At 62.1% G+C, this 14499-nt stretch carries 14 protein-coding genes; 12 read left to right on the plus strand and 2 right to left on the minus strand.

What is annotated here, in order from left to right:
- Positions 1-78 precede the first annotated feature (78 nt).
- Positions 79-486 (minus strand): MerR family transcriptional regulator, encoded by a 408-nt coding sequence (locus IMX17_RS05960; RefSeq protein WP_193549454.1) that lies wholly within the window; start codon positions 484-486, stop codon positions 79-81.
- A gap of 72 nt (positions 487-558) precedes the next feature.
- Between IMX17_RS05960 and IMX17_RS05965 the strand changes: the two genes are divergently transcribed.
- From IMX17_RS05965 to IMX17_RS05980, 4 genes are all read left to right on the plus strand, one after another.
- Positions 559-1779 carry an NADH:flavin oxidoreductase/NADH oxidase family protein gene (locus tag IMX17_RS05965; RefSeq protein WP_193549455.1) on the plus strand — a complete coding sequence of 407 codons (1221 nt, stop codon included), beginning with the start codon at positions 559-561 and terminating at the stop codon, positions 1777-1779.
- A 505-nt stretch (positions 1780-2284) separates the two neighbouring features.
- Positions 2285-3667 (plus strand): diaminobutyrate--2-oxoglutarate transaminase, encoded by a 1383-nt coding sequence (locus tag IMX17_RS05970; RefSeq protein ID WP_004937838.1) that lies wholly within the window; start codon positions 2285-2287, stop codon positions 3665-3667.
- 18 nt (positions 3668-3685) lie between these two features.
- Positions 3686-5155, plus strand: coding sequence for an aspartate aminotransferase family protein (locus IMX17_RS05975; RefSeq protein WP_193549456.1), 1470 nt, complete (start codon positions 3686-3688; stop codon positions 5153-5155).
- A 139-nt stretch (positions 5156-5294) separates the two neighbouring features.
- Positions 5295-6200 carry a LysR family transcriptional regulator gene (locus IMX17_RS05980; protein WP_182264471.1) on the plus strand — a complete coding sequence of 302 codons (906 nt, stop codon included), beginning with the start codon at positions 5295-5297 and terminating at the stop codon, positions 6198-6200.
- Between the two features lie 40 nt (positions 6201-6240).
- Here the strand turns inward: IMX17_RS05980 and IMX17_RS05985 are convergent, their stop codons facing one another.
- A complete protein-coding gene (locus IMX17_RS05985; RefSeq protein WP_182264472.1) occupies positions 6241-6882 on the minus strand; it encodes a TetR family transcriptional regulator in 642 nt (213 codons plus the stop codon).
- Positions 6883-6976: 94 nt separating this feature from the next.
- Here IMX17_RS05985 and IMX17_RS05990 point away from each other — a divergent pair, with 94 nt between their 5' ends.
- The 8 genes from IMX17_RS05990 (at position 6977) to pqqF (ending at position 14419) form a co-directional block, all read left to right on the plus strand.
- Positions 6977-7639: an O-methyltransferase gene (locus IMX17_RS05990; protein ID WP_193549457.1), complete on the plus strand. Its 663-nt coding sequence runs from the start codon at positions 6977-6979 to the stop codon at positions 7637-7639.
- A gap of 81 nt (positions 7640-7720) precedes the next feature.
- Positions 7721-8770, plus strand: coding sequence for a dipeptidase (locus tag IMX17_RS05995; RefSeq protein ID WP_046898365.1), 1050 nt, complete (start codon positions 7721-7723; stop codon positions 8768-8770).
- Between the two features lie 117 nt (positions 8771-8887).
- Entirely contained in the window at positions 8888-8965 is a 78-nt protein-coding gene (gene pqqA, locus IMX17_RS06000) for a pyrroloquinoline quinone precursor peptide PqqA (RefSeq protein ID WP_004937827.1), read from the plus strand.
- A 58-nt stretch (positions 8966-9023) separates the two neighbouring features.
- A complete protein-coding gene (gene pqqB, locus IMX17_RS06005; protein WP_046898366.1) occupies positions 9024-9935 on the plus strand; it encodes a pyrroloquinoline quinone biosynthesis protein PqqB in 912 nt (303 codons plus the stop codon).
- Positions 9936-9944: 9 nt separating this feature from the next.
- Complete coding sequence (gene pqqC / locus IMX17_RS06010) at positions 9945-10700, plus strand: pyrroloquinoline-quinone synthase PqqC (protein ID WP_089194742.1); 756 nt, start codon at positions 9945-9947, stop codon at positions 10698-10700.
- Positions 10700-10978 carry a pyrroloquinoline quinone biosynthesis peptide chaperone PqqD gene (pqqD, locus tag IMX17_RS06015; RefSeq protein WP_033643059.1) on the plus strand — a complete coding sequence of 93 codons (279 nt, stop codon included), beginning with the start codon at positions 10700-10702 and terminating at the stop codon, positions 10976-10978. The genes pqqC and pqqD overlap by 1 nt, the downstream gene beginning before the upstream one ends.
- A complete protein-coding gene (gene pqqE, locus IMX17_RS06020) occupies positions 10971-12107 on the plus strand; it encodes a pyrroloquinoline quinone biosynthesis protein PqqE (protein WP_033643058.1) in 1137 nt (378 codons plus the stop codon). The genes pqqD and pqqE overlap by 8 nt, the downstream gene beginning before the upstream one ends.
- 2 nt (positions 12108-12109) lie before the next feature.
- On the plus strand, positions 12110-14419 hold the full coding sequence (gene pqqF, locus IMX17_RS06025; RefSeq protein ID WP_193549458.1) for a pyrroloquinoline quinone biosynthesis protein PqqF: 2310 nt from the start codon (positions 12110-12112) through the stop codon (positions 14417-14419).
- The last annotated feature ends 80 nt before the right edge of the window (positions 14420-14499 follow it).

Consider the following 14499-nt stretch of genomic DNA (forward strand, 5'->3'; position numbering starts at 1 on the left):
GGTTAAAACTGAACCCGCCCGGCATCCGGGGCGAAAGGTGCTCACCGCACAGGCCGGGCTCTCCGCCTTTAAACGCCACTAAGCCTTGCAGGGCGGCAGCCCGCCGGCCAGCTTTTCATTTTTGACCTGGCACAACCCCGCCACGCCGGATTCCAACAGAATGCGCCGCGTCGCCATCAACGTCTCACGCTGCTCGTTCAGCGTCGCCATCATCCGCTCGATTTCCGCCAGCCGACTGTCGACGCCTTGTATCAGACCATCCTGATAGGCGCTGCCCTGCAGCGCCAATACCCCACGGATCGCCTGCAGCGAGAACCCCAGATTCTGGCCGATTTGGATCAGATGCAGCCGTTCCAGCGCGCTTTCGCTATACACCCGATAACCGTTGACGCCGCGCACCGCTTTGGGCAGCAGACCCTGCTGCTCGTAGTAGCGTATCGCCGAGGCGGCCACGCCGGCCCGTTCCGCCAATTCTCCGATCTTCATGCCCTATTGACCTTAAAGTTAACTTTAAACCTAGTATAGTGCCATTCCCCCTGCGACAGGAGCGCAAACCCGATGTTTACCCCACTGACACTGCCCAACGGCAGCCGCCTGACCAACCGTTTGGCCAAAGCCGCGTTGGAAGAAAATTTGGCCGATGAAGGCCAACTGCCCGGCCCCGCGCTATGGCGCTTGTATCGCCACTGGGGTATCGGCGGCGCCGGTCTTATCATCACCGGCAACGTGATGATCGACGGCCGCGCCATGACCGGCCCCGGCGGCGTGGTGCTGGAACAGGATACGCCGCTCGCCTCGTTCGAAACCTGGGCCAAGGCCGCGCGCCAGGAAGGCGCGCAGGTTTGGATGCAGCTCAGCCACCCGGGCCGTCAGGTGATGGCCAATATGGGCGGCAACGCCTGGGCGCCCTCCGCCATCCCGATGGCGATGGGCAAGTACAGCAAGGCGTTCGCGCAGCCGGAGGCCATGAGCGAAGCGCAGATTGCCGAGGTGATCGCCCGCTTCGCCGCCAGCGCGCACGCCGCCGAAAAGGCCGGGTTTACCGGCGTGCAGATCCACGCGGCGCACGGCTACCTGATCTCCCAGTTTTTGTCGCCGTTGGCCAACCAGCGCAGCGATCGTTGGGGGGGCGAACTGGCGAATCGCGCCCGTCTGCTGCTGGAGGTGGTGCGCGCGGTGCGCCAGCGTGTCTCGCCAGACTTTTGCGTGGCGGTAAAGCTCAATTCAGCCGATTTTCAGCGCGGCGGCTTTTCGCCGGACGAGGCCCGACAGGTGTTGTTGATGCTCAACACACTGCCGGTCGATCTGGTGGAGTTGTCGGGCGGGAGTTATGAAAGCCCGGCGATGCAGGGGGAAGCCGCAGACGACAGCACCCTGGCGCGCGAAGCCTATTTTCTGGCCTTCGCCCGCGATCTCGCCGCAGTAGCGCGCATGCCGGTGATGACCACCGGCGGCATCGCCCGCCCGTCGGTGGCGCAACGGGTGCTGAACAGCGGCGTCGCGGTGGTCGGCATCGCCACCGCCATGGCGGAAATTCCCGATCTGCCGCGCCGCTGGCAAACCGGTGAAGCCCCTCATGCGCTGCCCGCACCGGTAAAATGGCGCGACAAAACGCTGACGCTGCTCGCCCGCATGGCGCTGATCAAGCGCCGCATGCACGCTCTGAGCCGCGATCGGACGCGCAACGTGCGTTACTCCCCGCTGTGGTCGCTGCTCATCGATCGGTGGCGCACCCGCCGCACTCTGCGGCGCTATCATGCCTGGTTACGGCAACGTTAATGACCGCGGCGCCGGCAGACACGCCGGCGCCGCACAAAAATCCCGCTGTTTTGATCGCGCTACGTAAAATCTGCAAGAAATCACCACTCTGGATACTGCGCTTTTAACGCTCGGCTGCTTATATTCATCACAAATTTTGTGTATATAACCGCTATAGGACTTAAGGTGGTGAATAGATGAAAATAAGCCGCTATTTTCTATTTATGTTATTAATCGGAAATTCACCTTAATAATAAATGCATTAAAGAAGCAGCTAAAGGAAAGCAGAAAAGGATTTTTACGCAATGTTAAAGAAATGTTGTTTTTTGCCGGCAAAACCAACGGTCAACAAATCAACAACATATTGATGAGCCTAAGAAAAAACTAAACAATTCAAAACAAAATCGGCTATTGAGTCCCAGGCGAAAAAGCCATATATTGGTCGCGCTTTTCACAAGGCAGTTACTTTTCTAATTCATTAATTCAATCGTTGCGTCTTGAGACCTTCGGTTGTAGGAGAGATATGATGACGGATAAAGTCCGTATTGATACTTTAGTTGCAAACTCATTAAACGGAAACAATGAAACCTATTTGGCGCGTCAAGCCGAATTTGAGTCGAATGTTAGGAGTTATCCGCGCAAATTGCCGTTGGCAATTGCGAAAGCCCAGGGCGTTTGGATCACTGATGTTGAGAATAATCAATATCTTGATTGCCTGGCCGGGGCGGGAACGTTGGCTCTTGGACATAATCACCCCGACGTCCTGCAAAGCATCCAAAATGTCATTACCAGCGGCTTGCCGTTACATACTCTCGATCTCACGACCCCGTTGAAAGATCGTTTCTCCGATTACCTGCTCTCTCTGTTGCCTGGCGAAGGCAAAGAGTATTGCCTGCAATTCTGCGGCCCGTCCGGCGCCGATGCGGTGGAAGCCGCGCTGAAGCTGGCGAAAAAGCACACCGGCCGTTCCGGTGTGATCAGCTTCTCCGGCGGCTACCACGGCATGACCCACGGCGCGCTGTCGGTCACCGGCAACCTGTCGCCGAAGGCGGCGATCAACGGCATGATGCCGGAAGTGCAGTTCATGCCTTATCCGCATGAATACCGCTGCCCGCTGGGCATCGGCGGTGAAGCCGGCGTCAAGGCGCTGACCTACTACTTCGACAACCTAATCAACGACGTGGAAAGCGGCGTGCGTAAACCGGCTGCGGTGATCCTGGAAGCCGTTCAGGGCGAAGGCGGGGTTAACCCGGCGCCGGCCGAGTGGCTGCAGCGCATCCGCAAAGTGACCCAGGAACACGGCATTCTGCTGATCATCGACGAAGTTCAGGCCGGTTTCGCCCGTACGGGCAAGCTGTTCGCCTTCGAACACGCGGGCATCGAGCCGGACATCATCGTGATGTCGAAAGCGGTCGGCGGCGGCTTGCCGCTCGCGGTGCTGGGCATCAAAAAAGAGTTCGACGCCTGGGAACCGGGCCACCACACCGGCACCTTCCGCGGCAACCAGCTGGCGATGGCCACCGGCCTGACCACCCTGCAGTACCTGAAAGAGCATAAGGTCGCCGACAAAGTGGCCGCTCAGGGCGAATGGCTCAAAGGCAAGCTAGCCGAGCTGCAGAAACGTTATCCGGTGATCGGCCACGTCCGCGGTCTGGGCCTGATGATCGGCATCGAGATCGTCAAGCCGAACGAAGCGCAGGATCACATGGGCTGCTACCCGGCCGATGGCGAGCTGTCCGCGCTGCTGCAGAAAAAATGCTTCGAATCCGGCTTGATCCTGGAGCGCGGCGGGCGCAATGGCTGTGTGCTGCGTCTGCTGCCTTCGCTGCTGATCACCAATGATGAGCTGGGTATTTTCCTGGATAAATTTGAGCAGGCGCTGTTGGCCGCCGGCGTCAAGCCAGTCTGATTGGAGCGAATGACCGCGATGTCCAAGTTAAACCCGATTCTGGCTTCCTCGGCGCACAGCGCCGAGGCTTACCGCCAGGCGATCGCACAGAGCAGTGAAGCCGTCGTGCAGTGGCTGCAACAGCCCGAGATGTATCAGGGCAAAAGCGTTGCCGAACTGCGCGAGCGCATCCAGCTCGACTTTACCCCGCAAGGCCTGGGCAACCAGGCGGCGATCGAACGCGCCATCGAGTACTTTTTAAAAGACAGCCTGTCGGTGCACCACCCGCAGTGCGTGGCGCACCTGCACTGCCCGAGCCTGGTGATTAGCCAGGCCGCCGAAGTGCTGATCAACGCCACCAACCAGAGCATGGACTCCTGGGATCAGAGCCCGTCGGCCACGCTGATCGAAATGAAGCTGATCGAGTGGCTGCGCGCCCAGGTCGGTTACCAGCCCGGCGACGCCGGGGTGTTCACCAGCGGCGGCACCCAGAGCAACCTGATGGGGCTGATGCTGGCGCGCGATGCCTTCTTCGCGCGTCAGGGCCACTCCGTGCAGCAGGACGGTCTGGTGGGCGATTTGCGCAAGCTGAAAGTGTTCTGTTCTGAAAACGCCCACTTCTCGGTGCAGAAGAACATGGCGCTGATGGGCCTCGGCTACCAGTCCGTCACGCTGGTGAAAACCGATCGCTTCGCCCGCATGGACGTGAACGATCTGGCGGAAAAACTGGCGCAGGCCAAGGCTAACGGCGAGCAGGTGATGGCGATCGTCGCCACCGCCGGCACCACCGATGCCGGCGCGATCGATCCGCTGCGCGATATCGCGCGGCTGGCGGCGGAGCAGAAAATTTGGGTGCACGTGGATGCGGCCTGGGGCGGCGCGCTGCTGCTCTCCGAGCAGTACCGCGACTACCTGGACAGCCTGGAGCTGGTGGACTCCATCACTCTGGACTTCCATAAGCAGTTCTTCCAGACCATCAGCTGCGGCGCCTTCCTGCTGAAGGACGAGCGCCACTACGAGCTGATGCGCTATCAGGCTGCCTACCTGAACTCCGAATTCGACGAAGCGCAAGGCGTGCCGAACCTGGTCTCCAAATCGCTGCAGACCACCCGCCGCTTCGATGCGTTGAAGCTGTGGATGGGGCTGGAAGCGCTGGGGCAGAAGCAGTATGCTGAGATCATCGATCATGGCGTCTCGCTGGCGCAACAGGTGGCACGTTACATCGCCGACCAGGAATCGCTGGAACTGGTGATGCAGCCGCAGCTGGCCAGCGTGCTGTTCCGCTACCGTCCGGCTCAGCTGGCGGCGAAAGGCGACGCGGCGGTCGCGCTGTTCAACCAGCGCATCGGTGACGCCTTGCTGGAGTCGGGCCGCGCCAACGTCGGCGTGACCGAGTTCGATGGCGTGACCTGCCTGAAGATGACGCTGCTGAACCCGATCGTGACGCTGGAAGACATCAAGCTGCTGCTGGCGCTGGTCGAGAAAACCGCGCAACAGCTGCCGGCGTAACGTCGTCCCCCTGCCTGTAAAGCCGATAACGTTTGTTATCGGCTTTTTTATTGCCCATCAGAGAGCAAGTGACGCAGCGCTTACGCTGATATACTGCAGCAAACCCCTTCTCTTATTTCCGGCGCCACAGGATAAATGCATGACCGACCCTGATTTCAACCTGCTGACCGCGCTCGACGCGCTGCTGTCGACGGGCAGCGTAGCCGGCGCGGCGCGACGTCTCGGTTTAAGCGCCTCGGCGATGAGCCGCACCCTCAGCCGACTGCGCACGGCCACCGGCGATCCGCTGTTGGTGCGCGCCGGGCGTCATATGGTGCTGACGCCTTATGCCGAAACGCTGCGCGAACGGGTGCGAAACGCGGCATTCGAAGCTCGGGCGCTGCTGCGTCCGACGCCGAACGCGCTGGATCCCGCCACGCTAGACCGGACCTTTACGCTGCGCGCCAACGACGGCTTCGTCGAGGCCTTCGGCCCGGCGCTGATCGCCGCCGCTGCGCAACAGGCGCCACGGGCGCGGTTGCGCTTTGCGCCCAAGCCGGAGAAAAGCGACCGCCCCCTGCGTGAAGGCCTGGTCGATCTGGAGATTGGCGTGCTGGGCGAAATGGGGCCGGAAATCCGCCTGCAGGCGCTGTTTCGCGACCGCTTCGTCGGCGTGATGAGAAGCGCGCACCCGCTGGCGCAGCGGCCCAAGATAGGCGCCGCCGAGTACGCCGCCTGCGGCCACGTGGTGGCCTCGCGCAGCGGACGCATTCTCGGGCCGGTAGACGCCGCGTTGGCGGAGCTGGGGCTGACGCGCCAGATTGCCGCCGTGGTGCCGAGCTTTCCGGCCGCGCTGGCGGTGGCGCAAGCCTCAGACCTGCTGGCGCTGTTGCCCGCCTCCTTTCTGCATGCTCATCCGGGCGACGGCCCGCTGCGCATGTTCGAGCTGCCGGTGAAAACGCCGCCCATTACCGTCTCGCAAATGTGGCACCCGCGCCTGGACGCTGAAGCGGAGCACCGCTGGCTGCGGCAGTTGGTGTTGGCCGTCTGCCGTCAACGGGCGTAGGCACCGCGCACACCAAGTGACAATGTCACCAAACATTCCCTTACGGCGCCGCTCGCCCGTTTAAATCGGCCAGATAGGCGCAAAACATGTCCGCCATCGCATCGGCATAAGCCACAATTTCCGCATCGCTGCGCGGCGTTTCGGAGAATTGCTTGCCCGCCGCCCCCAGCGTGCCGACGATCAGCTCGCCTGCCAACTTACGGACGCCTTCCGCCGCATCGGGCAGCGCTTCGCCCATAAACACCTGCACGATACCCTTGCCTGTGGCCTTCGCCGCCTGCGCCTCCGGCGCATCGCGGTACAACGGCGCCGCATCGTTCAGCGCCACACGCATCTGCGCCTCTTCACATTCCGAACGGATAAATGTCTGCACCAGCAACCGTAAACGCTCGAACGGCGCAGTCTCTCGATCGGCCAGAATGCCGCTCAGCATGGCGGTGGTCTGCCGCCATTCGTCGCTTTGCAAACGAAACAGGATCGCCGCTTTGTTGGGAAAATACTGATAAAGCGAACCAATACTGACGCCGGCACGTTCAGCCACTCTGGCGGTAGTGAAACGCGCGGCGCCCTCCTGCGCCAAAACCTGAATAGCGGCGGTCAAAATGGCGGAGACCAATTCGGCGGATCGCGCCTGTTGCGGTTGTTTTCTCGAGGAAATTTGCTTACTGCGGCGTTCAGTCATAGCGGGCGGCCAATGCGAATAGTGAAATGCGAATAGTTCGTCATATTATAGCGGCACGCGCTTTCGCGCTCACTTTTTCTACGGGAGTTTTGCCATGAGTACCCTGACCACTGCGCCGTTGGCGCCGCTGCTAAGCACCCTGTTCCAGCAGGCCGCTGGCCGTTCACCGGCGCTCGTCGCCCTGTTCCGCGACGTGCCAGACGAAGAGCAAAATCGACTGATGCAGAGTAAAACCGATTATCGTGAACTCTACCATCGCCTGAAGGATTTCCCCCTGGCGGTGTCGCCGGAAACCGGCGCATTGCTGTACATGCTGGCGCGCGGTTGTCGGGCGCAAAATATCGTCGAATTCGGCACGTCGTTCGGTATTTCAACGCTGCACCTGGCCGCCGCGCTGCGCGACAACGGCGGCGGCCGGTTGATCACCTGCGAATTTGAACCGAACAAAGCGGCGCAGGCGCGCCACAACCTGACCGAAGGCGGCGTCGTCGATCTGGTGGAGATCCGCGTGGGCGATGCCCTGGAAACGCTGCGCGACGATCTGCCGGCCACTGTCGACCTGCTGTTGCTGGACGGCGCCAAGGGGCTTTACCCCGATATCCTCACGCTGCTGGAAAATCGTCTGCGGCCCGGCGCGCTGATCGTCGCCGACAACGCCGATTACAGCCCGGAATATCTGGCGCGCGTGCGTTCTCCGGCGTCGGGTTATCTCTCCACGCCGTTCGCGGATGACGTCGAGCTGTCGATACGCCTTTAAATCCCTCATTGCGCGGGGGTTGTTACCCCTCGCGCGATCGTACAACATAGCGTGCATGATGCCTGACACAGTGAAACGCCCATGACGCTTCCCCCTCTTTGGCCGGTGTTCGACGGCCATAACGATCTGCTGCTCAACCTGTGGCTGCAGCACGATGAAGATCCGGTCACCGCCTTTTATTCGCACGTCACGCCGGGCCACCTCGACTTTCCACGTATGCGGCGCGGCGGATTCTGCGGCGGGCTGTTCGCGGTGTTTATTCCTCCGGTCAGCTATATCGCCCAAATGCGTAATCAAACGCTGGAGGAAGCGCAGGCCGCGTTCGATCCGCTGGCGATAGCCGAACGGCAGATAGCCATCCTGCACCAGTTGGAACGCGCCTCTCAGGGGCAGTTGCGCCTCTGCCGCACGGCTACCGAGATAGAACAGTGCAGCCTCGACGGGCAAATCGCCGCGGTGCTGCATATCGAAGGCGCCGGCATGATCGACGCGGCGCTGACGCAGCTGGCGGCCTTCTATCGGCTGGGCGTGCGCAGCATCGGGCCGTTCTGGAATCTGCCGAACGCCTTCGGCACCGGCGTCAACGGGCCGTTCCCCGGCTCACCCGACACCGGCCCCGGCCTGACGCCGGCCGGTGAAGCGCTGATCCGCGCCTGCAACCAGCGCCGCATCATGATTGACGTCTCGCACATGAACGAGAAAACCTTCTGGCAAACCGCCGCGTTGAGCACCGCACCGCTGGTCGCCACCCACTCCAATGCCCACGCCCTCTGCCCGCAGCCGCGCAACTTGACCGACGCGCAGCTGGACGCTATCGCCCAGAGCGACGGTATGGTCGGCGTCAATTTCGGCACCGCCTTCCTGCGGGCTGACGGAAAACGTGACAGTGCAACGACCGGCTTAACAGAAATTGTTAAACACGTTGAGTATTTGATCGCTAAACTTGGTGAAGATCGCGTGGGATTTGGCTCTGATTTTGACGGGGTTAACGTACCGCAACCGTTGGAGGACGCCGCAGGCCTGCCGCGCCTGACGCAAGCGCTCAAGCAGGCGGGGTTTGACGACCGGCTGCTGGAGAAGCTGACCTGGCGCAACTGGCTGAACGTGCTCTCCGCCACCTGGGGTGAATAACCCGGTTACGCTTTAACGGTTGCGATCTCCGTCACATTTCGTCAACATTGAGCCAGCCGAATGCGAATTTTTCTCATTGGCTTCGAACTATCATGATGCATGCAAAGGAGCACCGCTATGACTACCTGGACCAAACCTGAGTTTGTTGACCTGCGTCTGGGGCTGGAAGTGACGCTGTACATTTCCAACCGTTAATCGCCTGTCTGCCCGCCTTTCGCGCGGGCATTTCTTTCCTTCTTTTTCTGGTTCAGACATGCAGATAAAAGTTCTCGGCTCGGCAGCGGGCGGCGGCTTTCCCCAGTGGAATTGCAACTGCGACAACTGCCGGGGCGTTCGCAGCCACAGCATCAACGCCACGCGCCGCACGCAGTCTTCCATCGCCGTCAGCGACGACGGTAAAAACTGGGTGCTGTGCAACGTTTCCCCGGACATTTGCCATCAGCTGCTGGCATCGCCCGAATTGAACAATCCCGACGTGCTGCGCGGCACCGGCATCGGCGCGATCGTGCTGACCGACAGCCAGATCGATCACAGCGCGGGCTTGCTCAATTTGCGTGAGGGCTGCCCGCATCAGGTCTGGTGCACCCCTGAAGTGCACGACGATCTCAGCACCGGTTTCCCGGTGTTTCCCATGCTTTCTCACTGGAACGGCGGGTTGATCCATCACCCGGTGACACCCGGCGAACCGTTCCACACGGCGGTCTGCCCAAACGTGCGATTCACCGCCATTCCGCTGCTCAGCAACGCGCCGCCCTATTCGCCGTACCGCGATCGCCCGCTGCCGGGTCATAACGTGGCGCTGTTTATCGAAGATATCGCGCGCGGGGTCGGTCTGCTGTACGCGCCGGGCCTGGGTGAGCCGGACGAGGCTTTGATGCCCTGGCTGCGCCGGGCGGATTGCTTGCTGATCGACGGCACGCTCTGGCGCGACAACGAGCTGGCCAACGCCGGCGTGGGGCGCAATACCGGCAAAGACATGGGGCACCTGGCGCTGGCGGAAGAGCACGGGCTGGCGGCCCTGCTCAGCACCTTGCCCGCCAAACGCAAGATCTTGATCCACATTAACAATACCAACCCGATCCTCAATGAAGACTCCGCGGAACGGCAGAGCCTGAGCGCCGCCGGCATCGAAGTGAGCTGGGACGGCATGAATATCGAACTGTAGGGAATCGCCATGACGCAACCACTCCCCCTGACTCCGCAGGCATTTGAAGCGGCGCTGCGCGCCAAAGGCGCTTATTATCATATCCACCACCCGTATCACATCGCGATGCACAACGGCGAAGCGACCCGTGAGCAGATCCAGGGCTGGGTGGCCAACCGTTTCTACTATCAGACCAGCATTCCGATCAAGGATGCGGCGATCATGGCCAACTGCCCGCAGCCGGAAACCCGTCGCAAATGGGTGCAGCGCATTCTGGATCACGACGGTTACGGCGGCAGCGAAGGCGGCATTGAGGCCTGGCTGCGCCTCGGCGAGGCGGTTGGGCTGCAGCGCGACGCCCTGCTATCCGAGCAGCTGGTGCTGCCCGGCGTGCGTTTCGCGGTGGATGCCTACGTCAACTTCGCGCGCCGTGCCTGTTGGCAGGAAGCGGCCTGCAGCTCGCTGACCGAACTGTTCGCGCCGCAGATCCACCAGTCGCGCCTCGACAGCTGGCCGCAGCACTACCCGTGGATCGACGCCGCCGGCTACGACTATTTCCGCAGTCGCCTCGGCCAGGCCAACCGCGACGTGGAGCACGGACTGGCGCTGGCGCTGGACTATTGCGATACCGTTGAAAAACAGCAGCGCATGCTGGAAATCCTGCAGTTCAAGCTGGATATTTTGTGGAGCATGCTGGACGCCATGAGCATGGCCTATACCCTGAACCGCCCGCCTTACCACAGCGTGACCGCCGCGCGGGTCTGGCACAATCAGAGGCTGGTGTAATGACGCTGAATCCTGAACACACCCCCGTCTTCCGCCGCGGCTACCGCCTGCAATGGGAGCAGGTGCAAAACAGCCACGTGATCCTCTACCCGGAAGGCATGGCCAAACTGAACGACAGCGCCGCCGCCATCCTGCAGCTGGTTGACGGCAACACCACGCTGAACGGCATCATCGCGCAGCTGAACGCCCGCTTCCCCGGCGCCGAGGGGCTGGCGGACGACGTGCTGGCGTTTTTCCAGCGCGCCTACGAACAAAAATGGGTGACCTTCCGTGACTGAGCCACGCGCGCCGGCGGTAAATCCGCCGCTCTGGCTGCTGGCGGAGCTGACCTATCGCTGCCCGCTGCAGTGTCCCTATTGCTCCAACCCGCTCGACTTTGCCGCGCAGGAAAAAGAGCTGACGACCGAGCAATGGATCGCGGTGTTTCGCCAGGCGCGGGCGATGGGCAGCGTACAGCTCGGTTTCTCCGGCGGCGAGCCGTTGGTGCGTAAAGACCTGCCCGAGCTGATCGCCGCCGCGCGCGATCTCGGGTTTTACACCAACCTGATCACCTCCGGCATCGGCCTGACCGAGAAAAAGCTGCAGACCTTCGCCGACGCCGGGCTGGATCATATTCAGATCAGTTTTCAGGCCAGCGATGAAACGCTGAACGCCGCACTGGCGGGCTCCGCCAAGGCGTTTCAGCAGAAGCTGGCGATGGCCAAGGCGGTCAAGGCGCTCGGCTATCCGATGGTGCTCAACTTCGTCTTGCATCGCCATAATATCGGCCAGATCGACCGCATCATCGAACTGGCGATCCAGCTGGATGCCGACGATGTCGAGCTGGCGACCTGCCAGTTCTACGGCTGGGCGCACCTGAACCGTGAAGGCCTGCTGCCGACCCGCGAACAGATCGCCGATGCGGAAGCCGTGGTGAAACGCTATCGCGAGCGCATGGCTGCCGACGGCAAGCTGGCCAACCTGCTGTTCGTCACGCCGGATTACTATGAGGAACGCCCCAAAGGCTGCATGGGCGGTTGGGGGGCTATTTTCATGAGCGTGACGCCGGAAGGCATGGCGTTACCCTGTCACAGCGCCCGTCAGTTACCGATCGCCTTTCCGTCGGTGCTGGAGCACGATCTGCAGCATATCTGGTATCACTCCTTCGGCTTTAACCGCTATCGCGGCTATGACTGGATGCCGGAGCCCTGCCGTTCCTGTTCGGAGAAAGAGAAAGACTACGGCGGCTGCCGCTGCCAGGCGTTCATGCTGACCGGCGACGCCGACAACGCCGACCCGGTGTGCGGCAAGTCGCCGCACCACGGCACCATTCTGGCGGCGCGAGAAGCGGCGAATCGCTCGCAGATCGGCATCGATCAGCTGCGTTTTCGCAATCAGACCAACTCCCGATTGATCTTCAAGGGCTGACGATGGCACTCGCCGCCTCGTGGCAGCTCGATAACGGTTTGGCCGTCAGGGCGATAAGCACCCCTGACGCCGAGGCCGCCGCCGCGCTGGTGCGCATCGAGGCGGGCAGCTTTCAGGCGCCTGCCGCCTGGCCAGGTCTCGCGCATCTGCTGGAGCATATGCTGTTTCGCGGCAGCGTGAACTTCAGCGCGCAGGATGGGCTGATGGGCTGGACGCCGGCGGTCGGCGGCCGGTTAAACGCCACGACCCAGGCCACGCAAACCGCGTTTTTCTTTGAGGTGAGCGCCGAACAGCTGGCGGAGGGGTTGGCCAGGCTGATCGATATGCTCGCCGTCCCACAGCTGGCGGCTGAGGCAATCGCCCAGGAGATCGAGATCATCGACGCCGAATATCGCCTGCTGCGCGCCGACGGTGAAACCCGCTGCGAAGCGGCGCAGCGGCAGATGTTCAGCGGCATTGACGCGTTGCACCGCTTTCATATCGGTAGCCGCGCCGCTTTCGGCAGCGATATTCCCGCGTTGCAGCGGGCGCTGCGGCAGTTTCACCACCACTATTACCGCGCGCCGAACATCACGCTGTGGCTGCAAGGCCCACAATCGCTCGAGCAGTTGCATGCGCTGGCGCAGCGCTACGGCGGCGCCTTGCCGCCGGGCAGCGTCGTGCCACCCGAGGCCTTGCCGCCGCTGGCCGCCGGGCAAGATTACACGCTGTCTCTCCCCGGTGCGCCGCAGCTGCGGTTGGTGTTTGCCCTGCCACACTCCCGTTCACGCGGCTGGCTGCGGCGGCTGGAGCGCTTATTGCTGGACGAAGCCCCTGGCGGGCTGCTGGCGCGGCTACGCGCTCACGCGTGGGCCGACGCCGTTAAGCTGGATTACGCCCGCTGCGCTGAAAACAGTGCCCTGCTGAGTTTTATTTTTACCGTCAATCACGGCTCGGCGTCTGAAGCCGCCCACATCGAAAGCGCCTTGCTGGCCTGGTTGCAGGCGCTGATCGCGCTGACACCGGCTCAGCTTGCGCATTTCGGGCAACTGGCAAACCGCGATTTCCACCGTTTGGCGCCGCTCGATCAGTTGCGCGCCAGAGCATTTGGGCTGCCGCCGGTGGAGCCGAACGACGATTGGCCACGGCATATTTCGGCGCTGATTAGCGCGCCGCATCGCCGTCTGGCCGTGCTGCCTGAGGGAGGCGGTGAAGCGCGTGAAATTCAAGGGTTGCCGTTGGCGCTCGCGCCCTTCGTCCGCACCGTGCCGACGCCCACGATAGATCCTTTCCGCTTTTTCTCCACCTCGGCGGCGATGCCGATCCCGCCCCTGCCGGCCGGCCAGGCGCCGCTGCGGCATCTGCACCCCGACGAAGCGCAGCCGGTGCTGCTGCTGCGCCCATCAACGCATGGCGTTCTCAGCGAAGAACAGGCCTGTGGTTTGCAGGCGGCATTGCGCCCTGGAGCGGCCGAGTTAGCGCATCGGGAGGGACATTTAAGCTTCGAGCGCCACCAGGGCGTGTGGTTATTACAGCTGGCGGGCAGCGCAGCGCTAATCTGCCACGGTCAGAACGTCGTGAATCGGGCTCTGGCGGCGCTGCCGCCGGCCGTCATCAACGAGGCGGCGAGAAACCTGCGCCACGCGCAGCTCAAAGCGCAAAACGATATCGCCATTCGCCGCCTGTTAGCCCAATTGCCGGCGGCGTTGAGCGTATCAACGGCAACGGCCCCACTCTGGCATGCCACCCTGGTTGGCGGCGACGGCGAGTTAAAGCGGCGGCTGTCGCATTTGCTGTATGACTTTCCTTTTCCCATAACCGACGAGGTTCAGCGGCCGGCGCCTCTGCATCGCCACTCCGTCACCCTGACGGAAAGCGGCGCAGAACACGCCTTGCTGCAATTTTACCCGCTGCCGAACGACGAAGCCGAAGGGCGTTGGGCGCTGCGCGTGCTGGCCCGGCTTTACGCACCGCGTTACTTCCAGCAGTTGCGCGTCGAGCGCAACGTGGGTTACGTGGTGCAATGCGCCTTTCATCGCAGCGCCGATGCCGAAGGCCTGCTGTTTGCGCTGCAATCCCCGACGTTCGCCGTTGAGCAGCTGCGGCAGTTAACCGACGAATTCTTGCTGCAGATGCGCCATGAACTGGCGCACCTCGGCGCCGGCGAACTGGAGCTGGCGCAACAGGCGCTGCGGCAAAGCGTGCAGCGCCTCAGCGCCGAGCCGTTGCAACGCGCCCGGGAAATCGCCCTGGAAAATCGCCACCGGGTGGCGCAGGTTGCCTCTCTGCCTGCCGCGCAGCTCGTATACTGGCAGAAACGGATATTCCTCTAAGCCAAACCGAGGTTGTGACGATAACGTCGGCTTTTCTCTCATAAAAACAGTTACATATCCTTAACAAACGCACCACCATC

Source organism: Serratia sp. X3, from assembly GCF_014982455.1.
GTDB lineage: Bacteria > Pseudomonadota > Gammaproteobacteria > Enterobacterales > Enterobacteriaceae > Serratia > Serratia ureilytica.